This is a genomic window from Cupriavidus sp. 8B, from assembly GCF_054589115.1.
Genome location: NZ_BAAILO010000432.1, coordinates 112,529 through 136,700, shown reverse-complemented (window position 1 = coordinate 136,700; position 24,172 = coordinate 112,529). Strand labels below are relative to the sequence as shown.

Here is a 24,172-nt window from a genome sequence, read left to right as displayed (position 1 = left end):
TTGATCGCTTCCTTTACTGCTGTACGGGCAGCCTGCCCGGCCGCTACTCGGCGCCTACTTGGCCATTGCCTGGCTCTTGGGCCGGATCGCGTCCGCGGTGCCCTGGATAAACGCCTTGATCTTCTCGATATCGTCCGCGCTCAGCTTGCCGGTGAAGTCTGGCATGCCGCGCGCGATGGCGGGTCCCTTGAAGATGAACTTGTCGAGATTTTGAATATAGGCGGTATCCAGATAGCCGAGGTTGGGAATATTGCCGCCGCGATCCACCCCGGGCACGCCATGGCAGAGCACGCAGTTGCTGACGTAGAGCGCCGTGCCGGCCGCAACGTTGGCCGGATCGTACTTCACGCCCGACAGCAATTCACCCGCGCGGTACTGCACGAACGCGGGCATCGGCGCCTTGCCGCCGACCGCGAAGGTGTAGACCGTGCCCGGCCCCTGCCGCTCGGTGGCGCGCTGGGCCTGCCCATAGACGCCACCCCAGCCGACCGCGACGGACACGTACTGCTTGCCGTCCACCAGATAGCTCACAGGCGCCGCGATCACGCCGGTGCCCGTGGGAGACTCCCACAGCTTGGCGCCGGTGGCGGCGTTGTAAGCGATGAAGCGGCCATCGGCCGTGCCCTGGAACACGAGGTTGCCGGCGGTGGTGAGCGTGCCGCCATTCCACGGCGAGACCTGCTCCTGCGTCCACACCGCCTTTTGCTGCACCGGATCCCAGGCGATCAACCGGCCGAATGGCTTGCTGGTGGGCGCTTCGACATTGAGGAGCTTCGCCGTGTTCCAGCCCACGTTGCCGTGCGGCTGGCCCGGCTGCTTGCCGTTGAACGTCCAGTTCTTGTCGTCCATCAGGTTGAGGGGCACGTGCTGGGCCGGCAGGTAGACCAGGCCGGTCTGCGGATTGAACGACATCGGATGCCAGTTATGCGCGCCATAAGGCCCGGGGATGGCATCATAGGGCTTGTCAGTGGCGCGCGCCTCGGGCAGCTCGATCGGGCGCCCGTTCTGGTCGTAGCCGCTGGCCCAGTTCACATCGACGAAGTTCTTGGCCGAGATGAACTGGCCGTTGGTGCGGTCGATGACGAAGAAGAAACCGTTCTTGGGCGCATGCAGGATGACCTTGCGCGCCTTGCCGCCGATATTCAGGTCGGCCAGGATCATCGGCTGGGTGGAGGTGTAGTCCCAGTTGTCGCCGGGGGTCTCCTGGTAGTGCCAGACGTACTTGCCGGTATCGGGATCGAGCGCGACGATGGAGGCCAGGTAGAGGTTGTCGCCGCCGGCCGGGCTGCGTTTGCTGCGCGACCAGGGCGAGCCGTTGCCGGTGCCCACATACATCAGGTTGAGCTCGGGGTCGAAGGCCAGCGTGTCCCACGCGGTGCCGCCGCCACCGGCTTCCCAGTACTTGCCGGCGGGGTCCCAGGTCTTGGCCGCCTTGGCCATCGACTCATCCTCGAACGGCTTGCTGGGGTCGCCGGGCACGGTGAACCAGCGCCATTTCTGCTCGCCGGTGCCGGCATCGTAGGCGGTGATATAGCCGCGCACGCCATACTCCGCCCCGCCGTTGCCGATGATGACCTTGCCCTTGAACACGCGCGGCGCGCCGGTGATGGTGTACGAGTGGCTGCGGTCGATGATGGTGTCCTTCTCCCACAGCTTGCGGCCGGTGCCGGCGTCGAGCGCGATCAGGCGGCCATCATAGGAAGCGACAAAGACCTTGCCCTGGTACAGCGCCACGCCGCGATTGACCACATCGCAGCAGCCCTTGAAGCCGATCGACTTGTCGACCTTCGGGTCGAAGGTCCAGATGCGCTTGCCGTTGCGGGTGTCGATGGCATGCACCACGCTCCACGATGCGCTGACGTACATGATCCCGTTGACCACCAGCGGCGTGGCTTCCACCCCACGCGTGGATTCGAGATCGTAGGACCAGGCCAGCCCGAGGTCCTTCACGTTGTCGGCATTGATCTGCGAGAGCCGGCTGAAGCGGGTTTCCGCGTAGTCCAGGCCGTAGCTGGGCCAGTCGGGTGACTTGGCGGCGTTGGTTTCAATGAAGGCACCGTCGACGCTACGGGTGACGGTACGGATGTGATCGGCGCTGGCCACCTTGGCCGGCGGCTTGGCCTGCGCAGCCGCCAGCGAGAACGCCGCCAGCCCCGCTACCAGCATTGCCACCTTGCGTGATAGGCCCGCGTGCTTGCCGGTGCGCTGCGCAACGCGCGGCCAGCATGAGAAAACCCGCTCGGGTTCTTGGCTCATTGTGTCTCCTCTTTTTTTTGCTTCTTCTTCGGGGGAAGCCAGGCTGGTTCCATGCCAGCGGCTGGCCAATGGCGCGACGGACATCGCCCGTCGCGCCACCGGATTGCAGCAGGCCTAAGAATGGCCGCAGGGGTAGGTTTTACACACTCGGGATTACCCGCAGAACGGTTGGCCCGAGATGCCCCCCCTCGCCAAGCGTGGCGATGCCGCTTAGTAAGCCATGCAGACCGACTTGATCTCGGTATAGGCCTCGATGGCGGAGCGGCCATGCTCGCGCCCGACCCCGGATGCCTTGTATCCACCAAAAGGCATGTTGGGGTCCACGATATTGTGCGTATTGACCCAGACCGTGCCGGCATCCAGGCCATCGACCAGCCGCTGCACCGCGCGCAGGTCGTTGCTCCAGATGCTGGCGCCCAGGCCGTACTCGGACCGGTTGGCCTCGGCCAGCACGGCCTCGGGATCGTCGAACGGCATGGCCACCACCACCGGCCCGAAGACTTCCTCGCGCACCAGCGTCAGGTCCTTGCACGCGGCGTTGGCCACCACGGTGGGCCGCACGAAATACCCGGGGCGGTCCAGCGCATCGCCGCCCGCGACGATCTGCGCGCCTTCGCTGCGCCCGGTGCCGATCAGCCCCATGACCTTGTCGCGGTGGCGCGCCGACACCAGCGGCCCCATCTGGCTGGCGGGATCGAGCCCGGAGCCCAGCACCGTGGCATTGGCCACCTTGCCCAGCCCCTCCACCACCTGGTCATAGTGGCGGCGCGCCACGTACAGGCGCGAGCCGGCCGTGCAGACCTGGCCCTGGTTGAGGAAGATGGCGCCGGCCGCGCCCTGGATGGCATGCGCGGGATCGCAGTCATCCAGCACGATGACCGGGCTCTTGCCTCCGAGCTCCAGCGACACGCGGCGGATATCCTGGCCGCAGCGCGCGCCGATCAGGCGCCCGACTTCGGTGGAACCGGTGAAGGTAATCTTGTTGACGCCGGGATGCGCCACCAGCGCCGCGCCGGGCACGCCGTCGCCCGTCACCACATTCAGCACGCCCGGCGGGAAGCCCGCTTCCAGCGCGAGCTCGGCCAGCCGCAGCGCGGTGAGCGGGGTTTCCTCGGCTGGCTTGAGCACCACGGTGCAGCCGCAGGCCAAGGCCGGGGCGATCTTCCAGACCGCCATCAGCAAGGGGAAATTCCACGGCACGATGGCGCCCACCACGCCCACGGGCGAGCGCCGCGTCATGGCACTATAACGCGTGCCCGGCGGGAACGGCACCGAGACGTCCAGCGTGCTGCCTTCGATCTTGGTGGCCCAGCCGGCCATATAGCGTAGCCACTGCGCGCTGCCGCCCACTTCCAGGCCTTGCGAGAACGCCAGCAGCTTGCCGTTGTTGAGGGTTTCGAGCCGGGCCAGTTCGTCGCCGTGCTGCTCGACCAGGTCGGCCAGCTTGAGCAGCAGGCGCTCGCGCTGGGCCGGCATCATGGCGCGCCACGTACCGCCGGCAAAGGCGCGCCCGGCCGCGGCCACCGCCGCATCGATATCCGCCGCGCCGCCCGCGGGCACGCGCGCAATCTCCTCGCCGGTGGCGGGATCGAACACGGCAAAGGTCTCGCCGGACTCAGCCTGGCGCCACTCGCCGTCGATCAGCATGGCATTGCGGATGGCCTGGTCCAGGCCGCTGCGGGCTTCCTTGGGTGCATTCATCTTCGTCTCCGGTTGGTCTTGGCTGGTACCTTGTAATGGAGATCGAAGTTAGCATCGCGGGCTTGCCGCCGCTTGTCTGGCCGTGCACAAAGCTTGTCGATGCGTGCAAAACGTGGGAAAGGCTGAAGCCAATGGCGCTTGGCGCCACAACGCCACAATGAGCGCCCGCCCTCTCCCCCGGCCCCTCTCCCACAAGTGGGAGAGGGGGAGTCAACCAGCGGAAGCAGAATCGACATCGTCAGACCAACGATTCGGCGTAGCCGTGTGACCCGCCCCCAGGCGGGGAACACCCAAGCGCGATGCGAAGCGAGCCGTCAAGGTGTGCAGAGGCCGTATGGGGCGCCTCGGGATTCGACGAAAAGAGCGGAAAAGAGGGACCCATGTCTGAGTATCGCCTCAAGGCGATGCGAGTTTGGGTCCCGGCCGCTCTTTTCGTGAAATCCCGAGGGGGTGTCGCCCCATCCGGCGCGCCTTTTTTGCCTACTTTTTTGGCAAGACAAAAAAATAGGTCGCCGCCCCGCAGGGGTGGTGAAACTGCAGTTGCCCTTGACGTTAAGCCGTTGAATTTGAAGCTGATTTTGCAGTTGCAGTTGCAGTTGCAGTTGCAGTTGTAGTCGCAGTCGCACCCAACATATCGATCTACGCCCGCCTGAAAAACGCGCTAACCACCAACCCGGTTGCCGGCGGCGGCCGATTCGCTAACATCAATCTCCCCCCATTGCGCTGCAAGATCCGATTAACAATCGACATCCCCAGCCCGGCCCCCTTGGCCTCGCTACGCGCGTCATCGAGCCGGTAGAAGGGCCTTGTCAGCAACGGGAGTTGCGCTTCCGGAACGCCGCTGCCATGGTCGGCAACGGTCAGCACGGCTTCCTTGTCTTCGATCCGGGTGCTGATTTCGACCACGGCCACGCCGTTGTCTTCATCCTTGGCATAGCGTCGGGCGTTTTCAACGAGGTTGTCGAGGATGCGCTGGACTTCCATGCGGTTGGCGACGGCCATCACGGGGTCGCCGGCGCGTACGTGCACGCGGACATCGTCGTGCGCCCCGTAGACGCCGACGGCGTCTTGCACCAGCGCGGAGAGGTCGAGCGGTTCGACCGTTTCCAGCGCGGGGCGAGCGTAGTTGAGGAACTGGCCGATGATGGCGTCCATCTGTTCGATGTCGGCGATCATGGCTTCACGCGTGGTGTTATCCACGGGTGACATCTCGGTTTCCAGCCGCAGCCGCGTGAGCGGCGTGCGCAGGTCGTGCGAGATACCCGCCAGCATGACGACGCGATCGTCGTCGAGCTGGCGCAGGTCGCGCACCATCTGGTTGAAGCTGTGGTTGGCCTGCGCCACTTCGCTGGCGCCGTGCTCGGGCAGGGTGGGCGGGTCGCCGCCGCCGCCGATGGCGCGTGCCGCGTTGGCCAGCCGCTTGAGCGGGTGGTTGACCAGCGACGTGATAAAGGCTGCGCCGATGATCGACAGCAATAGCGCGGCGATGCTCCACCAAAGCCACTGGATGCCGGGCACGCGCTCGAACCGTTCGGGGCTGATCGCCACCCAGTAATCGTCGCCCTCGATCTCGAAACTCACCCATACGCCGGGAATATCGTTCACGGTGGTGGCGATGACGGTCCCTTCGCCGAGCCGGCCGCGAATCTCCTGCTGCACCAGCTGGGTCAGGAAGGGGTTCGTGGTGGGCACGGAGAAATCGTCGTCTTTCTCGCGCGGGTAGACCTTGATGCCCTCGTTCTGCACCAGGTCGAGCAGCAGGAAACGCCGCCGCGCGGGATCGGAATAGAGCAGGGCGGCGCGCGTGAGCTTGACCACGCTGACCACTTGCATGGCGATCTGCTGGGCGCGCGGCGCGCGTTCGAAGAGCCGATAACTCTGGAACCAGATACCCAGCGAGATCGCCAGCAAGAGGGCGATCAGCATGAAGGTTCGCCAGAACAGCGAACCGAACAGGCGCGTAGCCGTGCGGCTGAAGACAGTCGCCACGATGCGCGGCGCCTTACTTCACGCCATCGGGGATGAAGACGTAGCCGAGGCCCCAGACCGTCTGGATGAAACGCGGGTTGCCCGGATCAGGTTCGATCAGCTTGCGCAGGCGCGAGATCTGCACGTCCAGGCTGCGGTCGAATACCTCGTACTCGCGGCCGCGCGCCATTTCCATGAGCTTTTCGCGCGACAGCGGCTGGCGCGGATGCCGGGCGAAGACCTTGAGCACCGAGAATTCGCCGGTGGTCAGGGTGATCTCTTCATCATTTTTGGTCAGCGTGCGGGTAGCGAGGTTCAGCACGAAGTCGCCAAAGGCGAAGTTTTCCGGGGTTTCCGAAGGCGCGCCGGGGACTTCGGCGGGGCCCTTGCGCCGCAGCACGGCGTGGATCCGTGCGATCAGCTCGCGCGGGTTGAAGGGCTTCGGCAGGTAGTCGTCGGCGCCCATTTCGAGGCCGACGATGCGATCGACGTCCTCGCCCTTGGCGGTGAGCATGATGATGGGCGTCTGGTCGTTGGCGCCGCGCAGGCGGCGGCAGATCGACAGGCCGTCTTCACCGGGCATCATCAGGTCGAGCACTAGCAGGTCGAAACGCTCGCGCAACCAGAGCTTGTTCATCGCGGTGGCATTTTCTGCTACCAGTACGGTGAAGCCCTGTTCGCCAAGGTAACGGCGCAGCAGGTCGCGCAGACGGGGGTCGTCGTCCACGACGAGAATCTTGTGACTGGTATTTTCCATGGCGGTATCTTAGCGACAAACGCTTTCGGTCAAAATGGCTTAACAAAAGGTTACATACTTTACCCCGAGGTATGAAGGCGCGCATCCACCCTGCGTTTAAACTGCCGCATACCGTTTCCGTAGCCAGTCCCACGGGGTTTTCGTGGGTGTCCGCCGTGTAGTTCACTGCCATGACGTGGCGAGGCGGGGCTACTGGATGTCCGGCTTCCGGCGGTCCTGTAACCACCGTTTCCGAAGCCCAAACCGCCATTATCAATGAAAGTCACCCGCAAGCGAGCCGGGCATACCTTTTCCCGTGCCGGCGCGACTGTCGCGCTGTTGCTTGCCGCTAGTGCGGGGTACCCGCAATCGCCCGGCATGGCGCATTTGCTCCCGGGCGCTGGCAAGCCAGCAACCCGCGACGCCACCCCGCGCAACGAGCGCGAGCGCTTCAGCCAGGACGAGGCGCGAGCGCGCGCCGGAAAGTACCGCGCCGAGCGTGACATGAACGACCGCCTGCCCCACGCGTTCCCGAACGACAAGCTTTCGCCCGACGAGCGGCGCAAGCTGCGCCAGAACCTGTACGAACTCGGGCGGGAGATGTACCAGGGCGGCTAGGCCTCAGGCACGCGCGCATGCGTGCAGCATGCCACGGCGCGCGGCATCCGGGATATCGGCGTCCGTCCTACTTCCGCCTCATGGCAGGCCGGCGTGCGGGACTTCTACTTCCGTCATCAGGATATGGCCCAGGCGCGAAGCGCGGCGCTCGGCCTCGTCGAAGTTCGGCGCGGCGGCCAGGAACAGCGTGGTGCCGCGCGGGCCTCCCAGGGCGGCGGCGAAGATGCCCGTCCCGCAGGCAATCTCTTCATCAATGCGCCCACCCGGCATCACCCGCAACACGCGGTTGCCGATGGCGTCGGCAACCCAGAGCGCTTCTTGCGCATCTTGAGCGCACCCGTCAGGCGCCACCTTCGCGCCGCCCAGCACCTCGCCGAGTTCCGACCCGGCTGGCTGGCTGCCAAAGAGGGCCCAGTCGCGGCGCGGGCCGAGGGAGCCATCCGCGTGCAGGTCGAAGGCCGAGATGCGGTTGCCCAGGGTCTCGCCCACCACCAGGGACTTGCCGTCCGGCGTGATGACCGAACCATTGGGGAAGAACAGGCCGTCTGCCACCACGGTGACCGATCCGTGCGGGTCGACCCTTGCCAGGCTGGCGGTGCGCATCGGGGCGCCGGCCATCAGGTCGAAACCGAAATTACCCACATAGGCGCGGCCCTGCTGGTCCACCACCATGTCGTTGGCATGGCCGCCGGCCACGCCGGACAGATCAGTTCGCGGTGCGCCATGCAGTGTCTCCGCTGTGATCTTTCGATCTTGTGATTGGTGTGCCTACATCCAATACGATTTGGGCTGGGACCGCAAGCGCGCCGCGGCGGGGGTCAGGCGCGTGGCTGGAAATGTCGCAGGAAGTCGACGAAGACCTCGGCAGCGAGTTGGGCGTCGTCGGCCGTCATGGTCTCCAGCGGGTTGTGGCTGATGCCGCCGTTGCCGCAGCGCACGAACAGCATGGCCACGTCGGTAATGCGCTGCATCATCATGGCGTCGTGGCCAGCACCCGAGGGCAGCTCGAAGGCTTCCAGCCCGCGCTTCCTGAGCACCGCGCCGAACTGGTCCATCAGCCAGCGCGCGCACGGCGCGTTGTTGACCGGCGTCACCCGTTCCACGCCGGCACTGAGGCCGCGACGCTCGGCGATCGCCTGGATGCCGGCCACGATGTCGGCGATGGCGGCCTCGCGGATGCTGTCTTCACCGGCACGGATGTCCATCGAGAACACGCACTCGGCGGGAATGACGTTGCTCGATCCGTTGGGCACCTGCAGCTGGCCCACCGTGCCGACCAGCGTCGGCACCTGAGCGCAGCGCTGCTCCACCAGCAGCACCATCTCCGCGGCGGCCGCCGCGGCGTCCTTGCGCATGGTCATGGGTGTGGTGCCGGCGTGGCTGGCCAGGCCCTCTACGCGGACCTGGAAGCGGCTGCTGCCGGCAATCTGCGTGACCACGCCGAGCGCCAGGCCGTGGTGCAGCAGGACCGGGCCTTGCTCGATATGCACTTCGACAAAGCCATGCAGGGTCGCGGGGTCCACCGCCGCGGCCCGCAGTGCGTCGATGCCGCCCGCGCCCGGCAGGCCGGAGGCGGCCAGCGCCTCGCGCAGGGTCACGCCGTCGATGTCGGCACGATCCAGCAGGGCGGGGTCGAAGCGGCCGGCCAGCACGCTGCTGGCCAGGAAACTGGTCTTGAAGCGCAGGCCTTCTTCCTCGGCAAAGCCCACCACCTCGAAGTGATAGGGCAGGCGGATGCCGGCCGCGTTGAGCGCCCCAACCACCGCGACGGGCAGCAGGATGCCAAGCCGGCCGTCATAGCGCCCGCCGTTGCGCACGGTGTCGAAGTGCGAGCCCGTCATCAGCACGCGCGCAGCATCGCCCACGGCCGGATCGGCGGCATAGCGGCCGATCACGTTGCCGATGGCGTCGAGGCGGACCTGCATGCCCGCCGCCTCCATCCATGCCACCAGCTGGGCCGACGCTGCGCGGTGGGCCGGGGTCAGGTAGGCGCAGGTCAGGCCGCCTTCCATATCCGAGAAGCGGGCCAGCGCTGCGGCCTGGTCGAGAATGGTCTGGCCAAGCGGGAGGAGGGGGACGGCAGATTGGGTCATGGCAGCTCAGGCGAGTAAGGCGGCTAATGCCGTTAATGCAGCTAGTCCAGCTAATGCGGCAATGCGGGCTAGGCGAAGAGCGCGGAGGTGGCGCTCAGCGGTTGCGCATCCACGTTTTCCACGCGATCCACAGCTTGCGCATGGGCGTGAGCGAGATGCGCTGGTTCAGCACCTGGAACTCACTGGCCTCCAGCTCATCGAGCAGCGTCTGGTAGATCGCGCCCATGACCAGGCCAGCGCGCTGGGCGCGGCGCTCGGTCCGGGGCAGCAGCGCCCGCGCCTCGCGGTACAGCGTGCGGGCCTGCTCGGCCTGGTAGCGCATGAGCGCGACGAAGCGATCGGAATGCGTGGCCTGGTTGATCTCGGAAACCGGCACCTGGAAGCGCTGCAGCGTGTTCACCGGCAGGTAGATCCGGCCGCGCCGGGCATCCTCGCCCACATCGCGCAGGATATTGACCATTTGCAGCGACAAGCCCATCTTTTCGGCGTACTCGAGCGTGCGCGGATCCGTGTGGCCAAGGATGCGGGCGCTCATGGTGCCGACCACGCCGGCCACGCAATGGCAATAGCGCGTGAGCGCGATGTCATCCAGGTAGCGCGACTGGTTGAGGTCCATCTCCATGCCTTCGAGCACTTCATTGAACATCGACTGGGTCAGCCCATAGGCTTGCGCGTGCGACTGGAGCGCCTTGGTCACGGGGTGGGTTGGCGCACCGTTGAACATCTGGGCGAGCTCATTGCGCCACCAGGCCAGCTTCTGATAGGCCACGCTGGCGTCCTGGGTGTCGTCCACGACATCGTCGACCTCCCTGCACCAGGCATAGAGGGCGGTAATGGCCCGTCGCCGCTCGGGCGCCAGGAACAGGAAGCTGTAATAGAAGCTGGAGCCGCTCTGCGCGGCTTTTTCTTGGCAATACTGATCGGGCGTCACGCCGGTCTCGGGTCGGTGAATTGGGGGGTATTGGGGGCGTTTGCCTGCGCTGTCGCCGCGGCAACCTGACCGGCGCGGGGCGGTCGGCCTGGCGAGATGGCGCAAGCCAGGGTCCTGCGCCAAGCGCCGCGATTTCCAGTCGTCGAGGCATTCCACGGCGAGAGGCAAGGCAGCGCGGGCGACGCGCCGGATTGTAGCATCGCGCTCCCGGCGGCAACTGCCCTGGGCGAGTGCGCCGCCGCGCGCTTCGGCCCGCGCGGATATCCAGCGCTGCGGCATTTGGCCGCACCCGGCCCGATTCCTGCGACTGACCTGGGGCACGGGGTGGGCAGCACGTTTGAAAAGTACGTTTCCGGCACTCCCCTGCGCGCGCCGTTTGACGCCTTCGGCTCCACCCCGTTACATTACTGACCGGCGAGTTATTAATCTGCCGCCGCTTCGCGCAGTGCCTGCAGTGCAACAGTTCCACCGATCTAACGCTTAACTCATGCCAGTGCCTTATCCCGGGCCGGAAGTTGCGGCCATCGAAGTGCCTTTTTCCACGCTTTGCGGCGCGAACGCGTTCGCGGCCGGCTTGCGCATGCGCGCTCGCGGCGCGTTGGTGGTCCTGCTGGTGCTCGCCGGGGTGGTGATGGGGCTGGCGGGGTGCAGCCGGCAGGCAGAGAAGGCGCCAGAGATCCGCCCGGTGCGCCTGATGCAGTTGCAGCCGGGCGCAGGCAAGACGGAATTCGAGTTCTCGGGCGATGTCCGGCCCCGGATCGAGTCGCGGCTGGGCTTTCGCGTGGGCGGCAAGATCGCCGCGCGCCTGGTCGACGTGGGCGCCACCGTGCGCAAGGGCCAGCCGCTCGCCCGGCTCGACCCCACGGACCTCGGCCTGGCGGAAGCCGGCTCGCGGGCGCAGTACGACGCGGCCAAGACTGACCGCGACCTCGCCGAGGCCGATCTCAAGCGCTACAACGAGCTGTTCGCCAAGAAATTCATCAGCGCGGCCGAGCAGCAACGCCGCCAGGCCACCTTTGACTCCGCCGTCTCCCGCCTGCGCCAGGCCGAGGCGGGGCTGCGCAACCAGGCCAACCAGACCGGCTACGGCGTGCTGAACGCCGACGCCGATGGCGTGGTGACCTTGATCGAAGCGGAAGTCGGCCAGGTCGTCGCGACGGGCCAGTCAGTCGTGCGGGTGGCGCAGACCGCCGAGAAGGAGGTCGCGGTTGGCCTGCCGGAGGACCAGGTCGAGCGCCTGCGCGGCATCTCCGACGTGACCGTGCGCACCTGGGCCGAGCCCGGGCGGCTGCTGCCGGGCCGCGTGCGCGAGATCTCGCCGATGGCCGACCCGGTGACGCGCACCTACGCGGCGCGCATCAGCGTGCCCAACCCGCCGGCCGACTTCAAGTTCGGCATGACCGCCGTGGTCACCTTCACCCGCACCGGCGACGATACCGCGCTGCGGGTGCCACTCTCCGCGCTGCTGCAAAAGCAGGGCATCAACCAGGTCTGGGTGTACGACGCGGCAGCCGGCACCGTGCAGCCAGTCAACGTTACCCTGGGTGAGCTCCAGGGCAACGAGATCCAGGTCAGGCAGGGGCTGTCGGCCGGCCAGACCATCGTCACCGCGGGCGTGCACCTGCTCAAGCCCGGGCAGAAGGTCAAGCCGCTGCAGGCCGTGGCGCCCACGCCGGCCGTGCGCAACTAAGGCGCCGGCATGGATCATTCCCGTTTCAACCTTTCCCGCTGGGCCCTGGAGCACCAGCCGCTGACCCGTTACCTGCTGGTGGTGCTGTTGCTGGGCGGGCTCTTTGCCTTCTTCCAGCTCGGGCAGGACGAAGACCCGCCCTTTACCTTCCGCGTGATGGTGGTGCAGGCGTTCTGGCCCGGCGCCACCGCCGAGCAGATCGCGGTGCAGGTTACCGACAAGATCGAGCGCCAGCTGCAGGAAGTGCCCTACGCCGACAAGATCCGCAGTTTCTCCAAGCCCGGCGAGACCACGGTGATCTTCCAGCTCAAGGACACCGCGCCGGCCAAGGACACCGCGCAGATCTGGTACACCGTGCGCAAGAAGGTTGGCGACATCGCGCAGACGCTGCCGCCGGGCGTGCGCGGGCCGTTCTTCAATGACGAGTTCGGCGACGTGTACGGCTCCATCTATGCGCTCTCGGCCGACGGCTTCAACTACAAGGAGCTGCGCGAGTACGCCGACCTGGTGCGCCAGCAGCTACTGCGCATGCCCTCGGTGGCCAAGGTGGCGCTGATCGGGCTGCAGGACGAGAAGGTCTACATCGAATTCAACCAGGCGCGCTTTGCCCAGCTCGGGCTGGACATCAACGCGATCGCCGACCAGATCTCGCAGCAAAACAGCATGACCGCCAGCGGCGTGCTGGTGACGCCGGGCGACAACCTGCAGGTGCGCTTGTCGGGTCAGTTCGCCAACGTGGCCGACCTGGAAAACCTGGTGCTGCGCGGCCCCAACGGCATTGCCAACATCCGCCTGGGCGATATCGCCCATGTGTACCGCGGCTATGTCGATCCGCCGGCCAGCAAGATGCGCTTCCAGGGCAAGGAAGTGATCGGGCTGGGCATCTCGATGGAGCGCGGCGGCGACATCATCGCCATGGGCAAGAACCTGCGCGCCGCGACGGACGGCTTGCGCGGGCAGCTGCCCGTCGGCATCGAGCTGGACCAAGTGCAAAACCAGCCCGAGGCCGTGGAGCGGTCGGTGGGCGAGTTCGTGCACGTGCTGATCGAGGCCGTGGTGATCGTGCTGGGCGTGAGCTTTATCTCGCTCGGGTTGCATACCAAGCCGCTGCGCATCGACGTGCGCCCGGGCCTGGTGGTGGCGCTGACCATTCCGCTGGTGCTCGCCGTCACGTTCCTGTTCATGAACATCTTCGGCATCGGCCTGCACAAGATATCGCTCGGGGCGCTGATCGTGGCGCTGGGACTGCTGGTCGACGACGCCATCATCGCGGTGGAGATGATGGTGCGCAAGCTGGAGGAGGGCTTCTCCAAGATGGAAGCCGCCACCTTCGCCTACAGCTCCACCGCCATGCCGATGCTGACCGGCACGCTGATCACCGCCGCCGGCTTCCTGCCGGTGGGGCTGGCGCGCTCCACCGTGGGCGAGTACACCTTCGCCATCTTCGCGGTGACCGCGATGGCGCTGGTGCTGTCGTGGCTGGCCGCGGTCTACTTCACGCCCTACCTGGGCTACCTGCTGCTCAAGGCGCGGCCCGCCGGCGAGGGCGAGCAGCACGAGGTGTTCGACACGCCGTTCTACAATCGTTTTCGCCGCCTGGTGCACTGGTGCGTGACCTGGCGCAAGACGGTGATCGCCATCACGCTGGTGGCCTTCGCCCTTGGCCTCTATGCCTTCAAGTTCGTCGAGAAGCAGTTCTTCCCGGACTCGAGCCGGCCGGAGCTGATGGTAGAGCTGTGGCTGCCCGAGGGCACCAGCTTCGCGCAGACCGAGGCCGAGGCCAAGCGCTTCGAGGCCGCGCTGCGCGGGGACCGCGAGATTGCCAGCCTGACCACCTTCGTTGGCAGCGGCGCGCCGCGCTTCTACCTGCCGCTGGACCAGATCTTCCCGCAGACCAATGTGGCGCAGGTGATCGTGTTGCCGGCCGAAGTGGCGCTGCGCGAGCGCGTGCGCCAACGCGTGGTGGACCTGCTGGCGCGCGATTTCCCGCAACTGCGCGGGCGCGTCAAGCTGCTGCCGAACGGCCCGCCCGTGCCCTATCCGGTGCAGTTCCGGGTGATCGGGCCGGATGCCGCCGGCGTGCGCAAGCTGGCCGATGAGGTCAGGGCGGTGATGAGCACCAACCCCAACACCGTGGGGGTCAACGACAACTGGAACGAGAACGTCAAGGTGCTGCGCCTGGACATCGACCAGGACAAGGCGCGCGCGCTCGGCGTCAGCACCACCGCCATCGCGCGGGTGACGCAGACCGTGCTGACCGGCGTGGCGGTGGGGCAATACCGCGACGGCGACAAGCTGATCGATATCCTGATGCGCGCGCCGCGCAACGAGCGCGACGCCATGTCCGACCTGCAGAACGTGCAGGTACCCACCGCCAACGGCCGCGTGGTACCGCTGACCCAGGTGGCGCGCATCGCCTTTCGCTCCGAGCCCGGCGTGATCTGGCGCGAGAACCGCGACTTTGGCGTGACCGTGCAGGCCGATGTGCTCGAAGGCATCCAGGGCCCCACTGTGACGGCGCAGATCAATCCCAAGCTGGACCAGCTGCGCGCGCAGCTGCCGGCGGGCTACCGCATCACGGTAGCCGGCGCGGAAGAAGAAAGCGGCAAGGCCGGCGCGTCGATCGCCGCGCAGCTGCCGCTATGCATCTTCCTGATCTTCACGCTGCTGATGCTGCAGCTGCACAGCTTCTCGCGCTCGCTGATGGTGTTCCTGACCGGGCCGCTCGGCCTGATCGGCGCCGCCGCCACGCTGCTGCTGCTCAACGCGCCGATGGGCTTCGTCGCGCAGCTCGGCATCACCGCGCTGCTCGGCATGATCATCCGCAATTCGGTGATCCTGGTCGACCAGATCGAGCAGGACATCCGCGCCGGCGAGCCGGTGTGGAATGCCATCGTCGAATCCGCCGTGCGCCGCTGCCGCCCCATCATCCTGACCGCGGCAGCAGCCGTGCTGGCCATGATCCCGCTGTCGCGCTCCGTGTTCTGGGGCCCGATGGCGGTCGCCATCATGGGCGGGCTGGTGATTGCGACGGCATTGACGCTGCTGTTCCTGCCGGCGCTGTATGCGGCCTGGTTCCGGGTCAAGGCGCCGGAGGCGGGCGCTGGGGTGCTGGCGCGCTGAGTGTGCTCCGGCGGGTAGAACCGCCGAGCACGCCTGCGCGTCTCACATCAACTCAAAACTCACATCCTGCGCCCCTTCCCACAGCACCTTGGTGCCCAGCGCGCGCAGGTTCTCCTTGCCTTCCACGATCGTCAGGAAATGGTTGCCCGCGAGCTGGCCCATCTTGCTGGCGAAGCAGCAGCTGCCATACGCCAGGATGATCTCGGTCTCGCTGTAGCCGCCCGGGTAAAACAGGATGTCGCCGACCGAAGGATGGCTGGTGTGGTTCTCGAAATCCACGCCTAGCTTGAACTCGCCCAGCGGGATCCAGCAGCCTTCGCCGCTCCAGCGCACGTGGATCAGCTTTTGCCGGTAGGGCAGCAGCTTGGTGAAGGCGGCGACGGTGAGCGGGGCGTCGGGATGGGTTTCGGCGACGAACTGGTAGCCGCCGGCGGTAATACGGATCTGGGCCATTCAGGCTCTCCTGGGGGAATCGGGGTGGTCGTTCAGCTTAGCGCGGCGACCAGCTTTTCGGCAAATGCAATCAGGCTGCGGTCGCTGCCGGCCGGGCCCATCAGCGAGATGCCCAGCGGTGCGCCCGCGCGGCCGGCCAGCGGCAGGCTCAGGTGCGGGAAGCCGGACAGCGGCGCCAGGCAAAGCGTTTGCGCGGACAGGTTGCGGTAGGTTTCCAGCTCTTCGCCGGCGGCGTCGGACAGCGGGGCGATGTCGGGCATGGTGGGCAGGATCAGGATGCCGTCGTTGCCGAGCAGTGCCGCCAGATGCGCGGTAAAGGCGCGGCGAATGGCGCTGGAGGCTTCGAACTGCGCTTCGGTGACGCCCTTGGAGAACGCAAACCGCGCGGCCACGTCGGGGCCGAGTTGCAGGCCGTATTGCTCGATCATGGCGCCGTCGGTCTGCCAGGCTTCCCAGCCCTGGACATAGCGGAAGGCCCACCAGATGTCTTCCAGCGGGCGGTCCGCCACCGTGACGGGCGTGGCCTTGCCGAAGGCGGCTTCGATCTGGCCGACTACCGGCAGCAGTGCATCCAGCGCAGGCGCGGTGGGCATGCGGAACAGGTCTTCGGCCAGCAGCAGGCGGGCTCCGGCCGGCAGGGCTTGCGCGTCGCTGCCGAGCAGCACGTCGGCCACGCGGGCGAAGGTGCCGATGTCGCGCGCGAAGAAGCCGCAGGTGTCGAAGCTGTTGCACAGCGCCAGGGTTTGCGCCAGCGAGATCCGCCCAAAGGTGGGGCGGATGCCGAACAGCCCGCAGTGGCTGGCCGGCGCGCGCACCGAGCCGCCGGTGTCGGTGCCGAGCGCGAAATCGCAGAGCTGGTTGGATACCGCCGAGGCCGAGCCGGAGGACGAGCCGCCGGTGATGCGCCCCGGCGCCGCGCCGTTCACAGGCGCGCCGTAGTGGGCGTTCTTGCCGTTCATCGAGAACGCCAGCTCATCCGTATGGGTCTTGCCGACGAAGGCCGCGCCGGCATCCAGCAGCCGCTGCACGGTGGGCGCGGTGGTGGACTTGATGCCCGACATGGCCAGCACATGGGGGTTGCCGCCGCCGGTCGGGTAGCCGGCCACGTCGAACAGATCCTTGGCGGCGAAGGTCAGGCCGGCGAGCGGCCCGCCTGGCGCGTTGGCAACGGGCGTACTCGGGTAGGGCAGGAAGGCGTGGGAGGGATGGCTGGCCAGGTTCATGGATGCGGTTGGCAATGAGGGTAGCAATCAGTAAAGGCGATATTGGCACGGAATGCACGGCGCGCGCCGGCACGCCTTGCCGTCACGACGAGTCTATGAGGCTTACGCCAGGGCTTCGGCGGCGACCGGCTCATTGGCCAGCACGCAGCTCACGCTATGCCCGCCACCCAGCGCGGTGGCCTGCGGCACCGCCTCCAGGCATTGCGCACGCGCGTGCGGGCAGCGCGGTGCAAAGCTGCAGCCGGGCGGCAGCGCGGACAGGTCGGGTGGCGAGCCGGCGATGGTCTGCAGCCGCTGGCCGCGGTCCATGCCGTGCTGGCGGCTTTGCAACAGCGCCATCGTATAGGGATGGCGCGCGGCGCGCAGGATGGTGCGGATCGGGCCTTCCTCGACGATGCGCCCGCCGTACATCACGGCAACGCGGTCGGCGATCTCCACGGCCGCGCCGATGTCATGGGTGACGAACACGATCGACAGGCCAAGCTCGCGCTGCAGCTCGCGCAGCAGGATCAGCACCTGGATCTGCACGGTGGCGTCCAGCGCGGTGGTGGGCTCGTCGGCCAGCAGGACCTTGGGGTTTGCCGACAGCGCCAGCGCGATCATGGCGCGCTGGCGCATGCCGCCGGACATCTCGTGCGGATAGGCCGCCAGGCGCCGCTGCGGGCTGGGAATGCGCACGGACTCCAGCGCGCGCAGCGCACGCTGGCGCGCCTCGGCGGCGCTGACGCGGTCGTGGGTGCGGATGCATTCGATGATCTGCTGGCCGATCGTGTAGACCGGGTCCAGCGCCAGCAACGGTTCCTGGAACACCATCGCCACCTTGCCGCCGCGCAGGCGGGCGAGGCCGCGGCCATCGAGGGCGGTGACGTCGGTGCCATCGATGCGGATCTCGCCTTCCATGCGGGTGCGGCGCGGCGGATGCAGGCGCATCAGCGCGCGCAGCGTCACGCTCTTGCCGGAACCGGATTCGCCGATCAGGGCGAGCGTCTCACCCGGCGCCACCTGGAGCGACACGCCGTTGACGGCGCGAATGGTCTTGCCGCCGCCGGAGAAGGTCACGCGCAGGTCGCGCACCGACACCATGGGGGCGGCTGCCTGCTGTTCTGTACTGGGGTTGGGTGCAGTCACGGGTGCATTCACGATTTGGCCCTCAGAGCGTTGCAACGAGCGGGCTGGCGGCCGCGGGCATCTGCCGGCTGTGGCCGCCGTCCGCGTTGGCCATCAGGCAGGCCACCGGATGCCCCGCCAGCGCGTCGGACAACCGCGGCGCACGGCGCGAGCAAACGTCCTCCGCCATGGCGCAGCGCGGATGGAAGCTGCAGCCGGATGGCGGGTTGATCGGGTTGGGCGGGTCTCCCGCGAGCGGCGCGACCTGTGTGCGGTGATCCGGGTCCATCGCCGGCATCGAGGCCAGCAGCGCACGCGTGTAGGGATGCGCGGGGTTGCCGTAGAGGGTTTCGGTGTCGCCCACCTCTACCACCTTGCCCAGGTACATCACCATCACGCGGTCGCACAGGTAGCGGATCACGTTCAGGTCGTGGCTGATGAAGACGTAGGTGAGGTCGAACTCGGCCTTGAGGTCGAGCAGCAGGTTGAGCACCTGCGCCTCCACCGATTTGTCCAGCGCCGACACCGCTTCATCGAGGATCACCAGGCGCGGGCGCAGCACCAGTGCCCGCGCGATATTCACCCGCTGGCGTTGCCCGCCCGATAGCTCGTGCGGATAGCGCCCGGCAAAGCGCGTTGGCTCCAGGCCTACGCGATCCAGCAGGGCCCGCGCCCGCGCGCTGGCTTCGGCCGCGTCGATGCCGTGCACGCGCGCGGTAAAGGCGATGGATTCCTCGATGGTCAGGCGCGGATTGAGCGAGGAGTAGCTGTCCTGGAACACCATCTGCACCTGGCTGCGGTAGCGTTTCATGGGCAACTGCGCCGATCCCACCCCCAGCGCATCGAAAATCAGCTCGCCGCTGTTCTGCTCGATCAGCTGCATCAGCAGCCGCGCGGTGGTGGACTTGCCGCAGCCGGATTCGCCGACCACGCCCAGCGTTTCGCCTTTCCTCACTTCGAAGCTCACGCCGTCGACGGCGCGGACTTCGCCGCCGCTGCGCCAGGGGAGCTTCGATTTGAGCGGGAAGTGCTTGATCAGGTCGCGCGCGATCACCAGCGGCTGCGCGGGGCCGCCGACATCGGTGTTGGCCAGGGCATCGGGCAAGGTATCGGGCAAGGTTTCCAGCATGGCATCAATCCTTGATTTCCATCGCCGAGCGAATGCCATCGGCGAGCAGGTTGAAGGAGATCGAGGTCAGGAAGATCATGGCGCCGGGCAGGGCGGCAACCAGCGGCTGCGTATAGATGGCGGTGCGCAGCGTGTTGAGCATCAGGCCCCATTCCGGCTCGGGCGGCTTGACGCCGAGACCCAGGAAGGACAGGCCCGAGGCCAGGATCATCGACACCGAGATCAGGCTGGTGGCATAGACAAAGATCGGTCCCAGCACGTTGTTGAGCACGTGGGCGCGCACGATGGTCAGCGACGAAGCGCCGGAGGCGCGCGCCGCATCGACGAACTCGCGGTTGCGCACCTGCGTGGTCACGCTCTCCGCCACGCGCACGATCTGCGGCACGAACACGATGGTGAGCGACAGCAGCGCATTGCCCACGCCCGCGCCCAGCGTGCCCGACAGCGCGATGGCCAGCAGCACCGAGGGGAAGGCGTAGAGGATGTCGACCAGCCGCATGATCACGGTATTGGTCCAGCCGCCGGCATAGCCCGCGACAATGCCCAGCGCGCTGCCGATCACAAAGGCGATCAGCACCGGCGTGATGCCCATGAACAGCGACAGCCGCGCACCCAGCATCAGGCGGGACAGCAGGTCGCGTCCCAGTTCGTCGGTGCCGAGCAGGTAGTGCTCCGTGCCGATCGGCTTGAGGCGCTTCATGATCGAGGCCGCGTACGGATCGGCCGGCATCAGCACGGGCGCGAAGATCGCCATCAGCACCAGCGCCAGCAAGATCAGCGCGGCCAGCATGGCCAGCTTGTTGCGCAGCAGGCGCTTGCCCACCGTGGTCCAGTAGCCGGGCGAGCGCTGCACGACGGGCACAAGGGCGGGGTTTTTCAATGTCATTTCCATGGGGGCTCCCGGGTTTCCTTGATGGCGTCAGTTGCGTTGGATGCGCGGATCGAACAAGGTCTGCAACGCATCGACCAGCAGGTTCAGCAGCACGAAGAACACGGCGAGCACGAGGATGGTTCCCTGCAACAGCGGAAAGTCGCGCTGGAAGATCGCCGAGTTGAGCAGGAAGCCCGTGCCGGGCCAGGAGAACACGGTCTCGATCAGGATCGAGCCGCCCAGCAGGTAACCAAGCTGCAGGCCCATCACCGACAGCGCGGTGGGCGCCACGTTCTTCAGCACATGGCGGAACACCGCCAGCTCCGACAAGCCACGCGCCTTCAGGCCGACAATGAATTCATTGGCGAGGATTTCAGCCACGAGCGCGCGGATGGTGCGCGCCACGATGCCCATCGGGATCACCGACATCGTCACCGCCGGCAGCACCATGTACTGGATATGTTCCCAGTTCCATGCCCAGTCGCCCGAGCCGCCGGGGCCGGCGCCCGTGGCGGGCAGCCAGCCGAGGAATACGGAGAACACGATCACCAGCACCATGCCCAGCCAGTAGTGCGGCATGCTCACGCCGAAGACGGACAGGAAGGAGGCCGTGCGGTCCGCCGCGGAATCGCGGAAGTAGCCCGCCACGAAGCCGAACAGGCAGCCGAAGGTAAAGCCGATCAGCGTGGCCACCGCGGCCAGCCGTACCGAGTTGATCACCGCCGTCATCACCTCGCTCATCACTGGGCGGTTGGTGGCGATGGAGGTGCCCAGGTCGCCGTGCAGCGCGCGGGTGAGCCAGTGCAGGAATTGTTCGATGAAGGGCTTATCGAAGCCGTAGAGCGCGGTGAGCTGGCGGCGCAGGTCCTCGGAGGCATCGGGCGGCAGCACCGACACCAGCGGGTCGCCGGGCGCGATATGGACCAGCGAGAAGCAGAGCAGGGCGACCCCGAGCAGGATGGGGATCGCGTAGACGACGCGGCGCAGCAGGTAGAACATGATCGTAGCCGGGAGGGCAGGCAAGCGGCGCCTGCCGGGGTTTCTCGGGGAGCCCGGCCGATGCATGCCGGCCGGGCATCTTCTGGATTGCGCTCTCGCGTGGCCGGCCCGGGACCGGCCACGCGCGCTGGCCGCTTAGTGCGCGGCTCAGTCCATCGACATGGTGGCGATGTCGATAAACCAGCTCTGCGGCTGCACCACGCCCTTGACCTTCTTGGCGATCGCGCGCGGGCCTACGTCATGGGCAATCAGCACGAAGGGCGCTTCTTCCACGATGCGTGCATGCAGCTTGGCCAGCGCCGTGTCGCGCGCCTTCTCGTCAAAGGACGTGCGTGCCGTCTCGATCAGCTTGTCGAACTCCGCATTGCCGAAGTAGCCCCAGTTGTTGGAGACCGGCGGCTGGGTCTTGGTGCTGACAAAGCGGACCATGGCGAAGAACGGGTCCATCGCCGCAAAACTCACGTTGATGGCGTTGGCGCCGTGCGCGCTGGGGTCCTTCGCGCCAATGCGCCAGTTGGTGAACAGCGTGTTCCACTCGACCACGTCGAAGTCGACGTCGATGAAGCACTCTTTCAGGTTCTGCTGCACATACTCGTTCATTGGCAGCGGCTGCATCTGGCCGGAGCCCGAGGCCGAGACCTGCACCTTCACCTTCATCAGCTTGGCGGCCGAGTAACCGGCTTCCTGCATCAGCTTGCGCGCGGCGTTGGCGTCGTACTTGATATCGAACGTCGGATTGCCCCACCACGGGTTGCCCTTCTCGACAATGCCCTTGGATTCGGCCATGTAGCCGCCCAGCAAGGTCTTCAGGCCTTCGCGGTTCACGCACAGGTTGGCCGCCTGGCGCACGCGCTTGTCGAGCCAGGGAGATCCCGGCGCGAACGACAACTGCCACGGCCACATATGCGGCTGGGCATTGGCGTAGACCTCAAAGCCGCGGCTCTTGATCTGCGCCACGGCATCCGGGGCCGGTGCCTCGATCCAGTCGACCTGGCCTGACAGCAGCGCAGCGGTGCGGGCGTTGGCCTCGGGCATCGGCTGCATCACCACCTTGTCGATCTTGGGCACGCGCCTGGCGTCCCAGTACTGCGCGTTCTTCACCATCTCCAGCCGCTCGCGCGGCACGAAGCGGCTCATCTTGAAGGGACCGGTGCCGGAAGCATCCGCGGCAAAGGCCACCCACGCTTGCTTGGAGCGCTCGGCGGCATCGGTCACCGAGGCCGGCACGGCGGCCAGCTTCTTGTCCCATTGCGTGGGCGACGCCATGAACAGGTTGCTCAGGTTGTACGGCAGGAAGGAGTCCGGCTCCGACGTGACGAGTTCCACCGTGAGGTCGTCGATTTTCCTGGCCGAGCGCAGCGTCGGCATGCGCGAGGCGGTCACGCCAACCTGGCTGGGATCGAACTGCCTGGCGGTCTTGTCCAGCACCTTGCCCACGTTCCACACCACGGCATCGGCGTTGAACGGCGAGCCGTCATGGAACTTCACGCCGGGACGCAGCTTGAAGATCCACTTGGTCTTGTCCTTGGCATCGACCTTCCATTCCGTGGCCAGGTCCGCAATCAGCAGGCTGGGGCCGTTGCCCTTGGACAGGTCCCACTGGGTCAGCCCGTCATACATCGGGATGCCGGTGAAGCGGTTGCCTTCGAAGCCCTGGTCGGGCTGGCCCAGCGTGCGCGGGATGTCGGCGGCGGTCATGCCGATGCGCAGCACCTTCTCTGCCATCGCGGTGCCCGGCAAGGCGAGGATCGAGACGGCGGTGATCGCGGCAGCGGCGGCGATGGACTTCAGGCCGGGTTTCACGCTTCTTACGGAGTCGGAAGAGAAAACGGTCACGGGCAAAGCTCCTGGGTGGGGGAAGGGGAGACGAGACCAGTTAAGCAAGTCATGTGCCAGTGGTCGTCCGCGCATGTCGGCCCGCGAGCGTTCTCTCCATGGCCTGCTTTTTGCTGACTTCCCCATCTGACTTCCCCGTCTGATTCCCAACCAACCGGCTTCCCGATATGGACCAGCAACACCTTCCCCGCATCAACGCAGCACGCCTGTGGCAATCGCTGATGGACCTCGCGCAGATCGGCGCCACGCCCAAGGGCGGCGTGTGCCGCATCGCGCTGACCGAGCTGGACCGCCAGGGCCGCGACCTGGTGGTCGGCTGGTGCCGCGAGGCCGGGCTCGAGGTGCGCACCGACGAGGTGGGCAACGTATTCGCGCGCCGCGCCGGCAGCGATCCCAATGCGGCGGCGGTGGCCACCGGCAGCCATATCGACACCCAGCCCTCGGGCGGCAAGTTCGACGGCAACTTCGGCGTGCTCGCGGGCCTGGAGGTCATGCGCACGCTCAACGACCTGGGCATGGTCACCCGCGCGCCGCTGGAACTGGCGTTCTGGACCAACGAGGAGGGCACCCGCTTTACGCCGGTGATGATGGGCTCGGGCGCCTTTGCCGGCGTGTTCGAGGCGGAGTTCATCCGCGCCCAGCGCGACCTGGACGGCATCAGCGTGGGCGAGGCACTGGAGCAGATCGGCTACCGCGGCGAGCAGCGCGTGGGCGAAGTGCCGGGCGGCATGTTCGCGGCCTATTTCGAGGCGCACATCGAGCAGGGGCCGGTGCTGGAAGCCGCCGGGCTGCCGATCGGCGTGGTCTCCGGCGCGCTCGGCCAGCAATGGTATGACGTGACCGTGACCGGCATGGACGCCCACGCCGGCCCCACGCCGCTGGCGCTGCGCCACGACGCCATGCTGGCGGCGGCACGCATGATCGACGAGGTCAACCGCATCGCCGTGGCCGAGGCCCCGCACGGGCGCGGCACGGTGGGCTATGTGCAGGTCACGCCCAACTCACGCAACGTGATTCCGGGCCGGGTCGACTTCTCCGTGGACCTGCGCAACCTCTCGCAGGCAGGGCTGGACCGCATGGATGCCGCCATGCGTACGTCGTTCGCGGAGATTGCCGAACGCGGCGCGGTGGAAGTGGCGATCAGCCAGGTGGTGAAGTTCGAGCCCTGCGTGTTCGCGCCCGCGTGCGTGGGCAGCGTGCGCCGCGCCGCCGCGGCGCTGGGCCTGCCGCACATGGACGTGGTCAGCGGGGCAGGGCACGACGCTGTGTACGTGGCGCAGCGCGCGCCCACCGGCATGATCTTCGTGCCGTGCAAGGACGGCATCAGCCACAACGAGCTGGAAGACGCGCTGCCCGAGCACATCGAGGCCGGCGCCAATGTGCTGCTGCAAGCGATGCTGGAGCACGCGCGCTAAAGCACCTTAGCGCCAAAGCGCTG

19 protein-coding genes are annotated in these 24,172 nt (G+C 67.0%); 5 read left to right on the top strand and 14 right to left on the bottom strand.

Annotation, left to right across the window (positions count from 1 at the left end):
* Nucleotides 1-54 precede the first annotated feature (54 nt).
* Nucleotides 55-2,256 carry a PQQ-dependent dehydrogenase, methanol/ethanol family gene (locus tag ACYP5B_RS41590; RefSeq protein ID WP_459573517.1) on the bottom strand — a complete coding sequence of 734 codons (2,202 nt, stop codon included), beginning with the start codon at nt 2,254-2,256 and terminating at the stop codon, nt 55-57.
* Nucleotides 2,257-2,466: 210 nt separating this feature from the next.
* Complete coding sequence (gene styD / locus ACYP5B_RS41585) at nt 2,467-3,957, bottom strand: phenylacetaldehyde dehydrogenase StyD (protein ID WP_459573516.1); 1,491 nt, start codon at nt 3,955-3,957, stop codon at nt 2,467-2,469.
* 380 nt (nt 3,958-4,337) lie between these two features.
* Between styD and ACYP5B_RS41580 the strand changes: the two genes are divergently transcribed.
* Nucleotides 4,338-4,571 carry a hypothetical protein gene (locus ACYP5B_RS41580; protein ID WP_459573515.1) on the top strand — a complete coding sequence of 78 codons (234 nt, stop codon included), beginning with the start codon at nt 4,338-4,340 and terminating at the stop codon, nt 4,569-4,571.
* Between the two features lie 25 nt (nt 4,572-4,596).
* Here ACYP5B_RS41580 and ACYP5B_RS41575 read toward each other — a convergent pair whose 3' ends face one another.
* Both ACYP5B_RS41575 and ompR read right to left on the bottom strand, forming a co-directional pair.
* Nucleotides 4,597-5,946, bottom strand: a complete 1,350-nt coding sequence (locus ACYP5B_RS41575; RefSeq protein WP_318233818.1) for a sensor histidine kinase — start codon at nt 5,944-5,946, stop codon at nt 4,597-4,599.
* 13 nt (nt 5,947-5,959) lie between these two features.
* Nucleotides 5,960-6,682 (bottom strand): osmolarity response regulator transcription factor OmpR, encoded by a 723-nt coding sequence (ompR, locus tag ACYP5B_RS41570; protein ID WP_006155909.1) that lies wholly within the window; start codon nt 6,680-6,682, stop codon nt 5,960-5,962.
* Between the two features lie 255 nt (nt 6,683-6,937).
* Here ompR and ACYP5B_RS41565 point away from each other — a divergent pair, with 255 nt between their 5' ends.
* Nucleotides 6,938-7,279: a hypothetical protein gene (locus tag ACYP5B_RS41565; protein ID WP_459573514.1), complete on the top strand. Its 342-nt coding sequence runs from the start codon at nt 6,938-6,940 to the stop codon at nt 7,277-7,279.
* A 78-nt stretch (nt 7,280-7,357) separates the two neighbouring features.
* Here the strand turns inward: ACYP5B_RS41565 and ACYP5B_RS41560 are convergent, their stop codons facing one another.
* The 3 genes from ACYP5B_RS41560 to hpnD all read right to left on the bottom strand — a co-directional run bounded on the left by ACYP5B_RS41560 (nt 7,358) and on the right by hpnD (nt 10,303).
* Nucleotides 7,358-7,975 (bottom strand): SMP-30/gluconolactonase/LRE family protein, encoded by a 618-nt coding sequence (locus tag ACYP5B_RS41560; protein ID WP_459573513.1) that lies wholly within the window; start codon nt 7,973-7,975, stop codon nt 7,358-7,360.
* Nucleotides 7,976-8,097: 122 nt separating this feature from the next.
* Entirely contained in the window at nt 8,098-9,372 is a 1,275-nt protein-coding gene (locus ACYP5B_RS41555) for a Zn-dependent hydrolase (RefSeq protein WP_459573512.1), read from the bottom strand.
* 94 nt (nt 9,373-9,466) lie between these two features.
* Nucleotides 9,467-10,303 carry a presqualene diphosphate synthase HpnD gene (gene hpnD, locus ACYP5B_RS41550; RefSeq protein ID WP_459573511.1) on the bottom strand — a complete coding sequence of 279 codons (837 nt, stop codon included), beginning with the start codon at nt 10,301-10,303 and terminating at the stop codon, nt 9,467-9,469.
* 487 nt (nt 10,304-10,790) lie between these two features.
* Between hpnD and ACYP5B_RS41545 the strand changes: the two genes are divergently transcribed.
* Both ACYP5B_RS41545 and ACYP5B_RS41540 read left to right on the top strand, forming a co-directional pair.
* Nucleotides 10,791-11,993 carry an efflux RND transporter periplasmic adaptor subunit gene (locus ACYP5B_RS41545; RefSeq protein WP_459573510.1) on the top strand — a complete coding sequence of 401 codons (1,203 nt, stop codon included), beginning with the start codon at nt 10,791-10,793 and terminating at the stop codon, nt 11,991-11,993.
* Nucleotides 11,994-12,002: 9 nt separating this feature from the next.
* Nucleotides 12,003-15,116: an efflux RND transporter permease subunit gene (locus ACYP5B_RS41540; protein WP_459573508.1), complete on the top strand. Its 3,114-nt coding sequence runs from the start codon at nt 12,003-12,005 to the stop codon at nt 15,114-15,116.
* A 42-nt stretch (nt 15,117-15,158) separates the two neighbouring features.
* Here ACYP5B_RS41540 and ACYP5B_RS41535 read toward each other — a convergent pair whose 3' ends face one another.
* The 7 genes from ACYP5B_RS41535 to ACYP5B_RS41505 all read right to left on the bottom strand — a co-directional run bounded on the left by ACYP5B_RS41535 (nt 15,159) and on the right by ACYP5B_RS41505 (nt 22,623).
* Entirely contained in the window at nt 15,159-15,569 is a 411-nt protein-coding gene (locus tag ACYP5B_RS41535) for a DUF3830 family protein (protein ID WP_150990608.1), read from the bottom strand.
* A gap of 32 nt (nt 15,570-15,601) precedes the next feature.
* Nucleotides 15,602-16,792 carry an amidase gene (locus ACYP5B_RS41530; RefSeq protein ID WP_459573507.1) on the bottom strand — a complete coding sequence of 397 codons (1,191 nt, stop codon included), beginning with the start codon at nt 16,790-16,792 and terminating at the stop codon, nt 15,602-15,604.
* 102 nt (nt 16,793-16,894) lie between these two features.
* The gene (locus ACYP5B_RS41525; protein ID WP_400100605.1) at nt 16,895-17,875 is read right to left on the bottom strand and encodes an ABC transporter ATP-binding protein; all 981 of its coding nucleotides are present in this window, start codon (nt 17,873-17,875) and stop codon (nt 16,895-16,897) included.
* 67 nt (nt 17,876-17,942) lie between these two features.
* On the bottom strand, nt 17,943-19,028 hold the full coding sequence (locus ACYP5B_RS41520) for an ABC transporter ATP-binding protein (protein ID WP_459573506.1): 1,086 nt from the start codon (nt 19,026-19,028) through the stop codon (nt 17,943-17,945).
* Nucleotides 19,029-19,032: 4 nt separating this feature from the next.
* On the bottom strand, nt 19,033-19,920 hold the full coding sequence (locus ACYP5B_RS41515) for an ABC transporter permease (RefSeq protein ID WP_459573505.1): 888 nt from the start codon (nt 19,918-19,920) through the stop codon (nt 19,033-19,035).
* A gap of 27 nt (nt 19,921-19,947) precedes the next feature.
* Nucleotides 19,948-20,898, bottom strand: coding sequence for an ABC transporter permease (locus tag ACYP5B_RS41510; protein ID WP_459573504.1), 951 nt, complete (start codon nt 20,896-20,898; stop codon nt 19,948-19,950).
* A 147-nt stretch (nt 20,899-21,045) separates the two neighbouring features.
* On the bottom strand, nt 21,046-22,623 hold the full coding sequence (locus tag ACYP5B_RS41505; RefSeq protein WP_459573571.1) for an ABC transporter substrate-binding protein: 1,578 nt from the start codon (nt 22,621-22,623) through the stop codon (nt 21,046-21,048).
* A gap of 278 nt (nt 22,624-22,901) precedes the next feature.
* Between ACYP5B_RS41505 and ACYP5B_RS41500 the strand changes: the two genes are divergently transcribed.
* The gene (locus tag ACYP5B_RS41500; RefSeq protein WP_459573503.1) at nt 22,902-24,149 is read left to right on the top strand and encodes a Zn-dependent hydrolase; all 1,248 of its coding nucleotides are present in this window, start codon (nt 22,902-22,904) and stop codon (nt 24,147-24,149) included.
* Nucleotides 24,150-24,172 lie beyond the last annotated feature (23 nt).

Coding starts and splice junctions, on each gene's coding strand:
- ACYP5B_RS41590 (WP_459573517.1), bottom strand. CDS start 2,256: ATGAGCCAAGAACCCGAGCGGGTTTTCTCATGCTGGCCGCGCGTTGCG.
- styD (WP_459573516.1), bottom strand. CDS start 3,957: ATGAATGCACCCAAGGAAGCCCGCAGCGGCCTGGACCAGGCCATCCGC.
- ACYP5B_RS41580 (WP_459573515.1), top strand. CDS start 4,338: ATGTCTGAGTATCGCCTCAAGGCGATGCGAGTTTGGGTCCCGGCCGCT.
- ompR (WP_006155909.1), bottom strand. CDS start 6,682: ATGGAAAATACCAGTCACAAGATTCTCGTCGTGGACGACGACCCCCGT.
- ACYP5B_RS41565 (WP_459573514.1), top strand. CDS start 6,938: ATGAAAGTCACCCGCAAGCGAGCCGGGCATACCTTTTCCCGTGCCGGC.
- ACYP5B_RS41555 (WP_459573512.1), bottom strand. CDS start 9,372: ATGACCCAATCTGCCGTCCCCCTCCTCCCGCTTGGCCAGACCATTCTC.
- ACYP5B_RS41545 (WP_459573510.1), top strand. CDS start 10,791: ATGCCAGTGCCTTATCCCGGGCCGGAAGTTGCGGCCATCGAAGTGCCT.
- ACYP5B_RS41540 (WP_459573508.1), top strand. CDS start 12,003: ATGGATCATTCCCGTTTCAACCTTTCCCGCTGGGCCCTGGAGCACCAG.
- ACYP5B_RS41535 (WP_150990608.1), bottom strand. CDS start 15,569: ATGGCCCAGATCCGTATTACCGCCGGCGGCTACCAGTTCGTCGCCGAA.
- ACYP5B_RS41530 (WP_459573507.1), bottom strand. CDS start 16,792: ATGAACCTGGCCAGCCATCCCTCCCACGCCTTCCTGCCCTACCCGAGT.
- ACYP5B_RS41525 (WP_400100605.1), bottom strand. CDS start 17,875: ATGGTGTCGGTGCGCGACCTGCGCGTGACCTTCTCCGGCGGCGGCAAG.
- ACYP5B_RS41520 (WP_459573506.1), bottom strand. CDS start 19,028: ATGCTGGAAACCTTGCCCGATACCTTGCCCGATGCCCTGGCCAACACC.
- ACYP5B_RS41515 (WP_459573505.1), bottom strand. CDS start 19,920: ATGGAAATGACATTGAAAAACCCCGCCCTTGTGCCCGTCGTGCAGCGC.
- ACYP5B_RS41510 (WP_459573504.1), bottom strand. CDS start 20,898: ATGTTCTACCTGCTGCGCCGCGTCGTCTACGCGATCCCCATCCTGCTC.
- ACYP5B_RS41505 (WP_459573571.1), bottom strand. CDS start 22,623: ATGGCAGAGAAGGTGCTGCGCATCGGCATGACCGCCGCCGACATCCCG.
- ACYP5B_RS41500 (WP_459573503.1), top strand. CDS start 22,902: ATGGACCAGCAACACCTTCCCCGCATCAACGCAGCACGCCTGTGGCAA.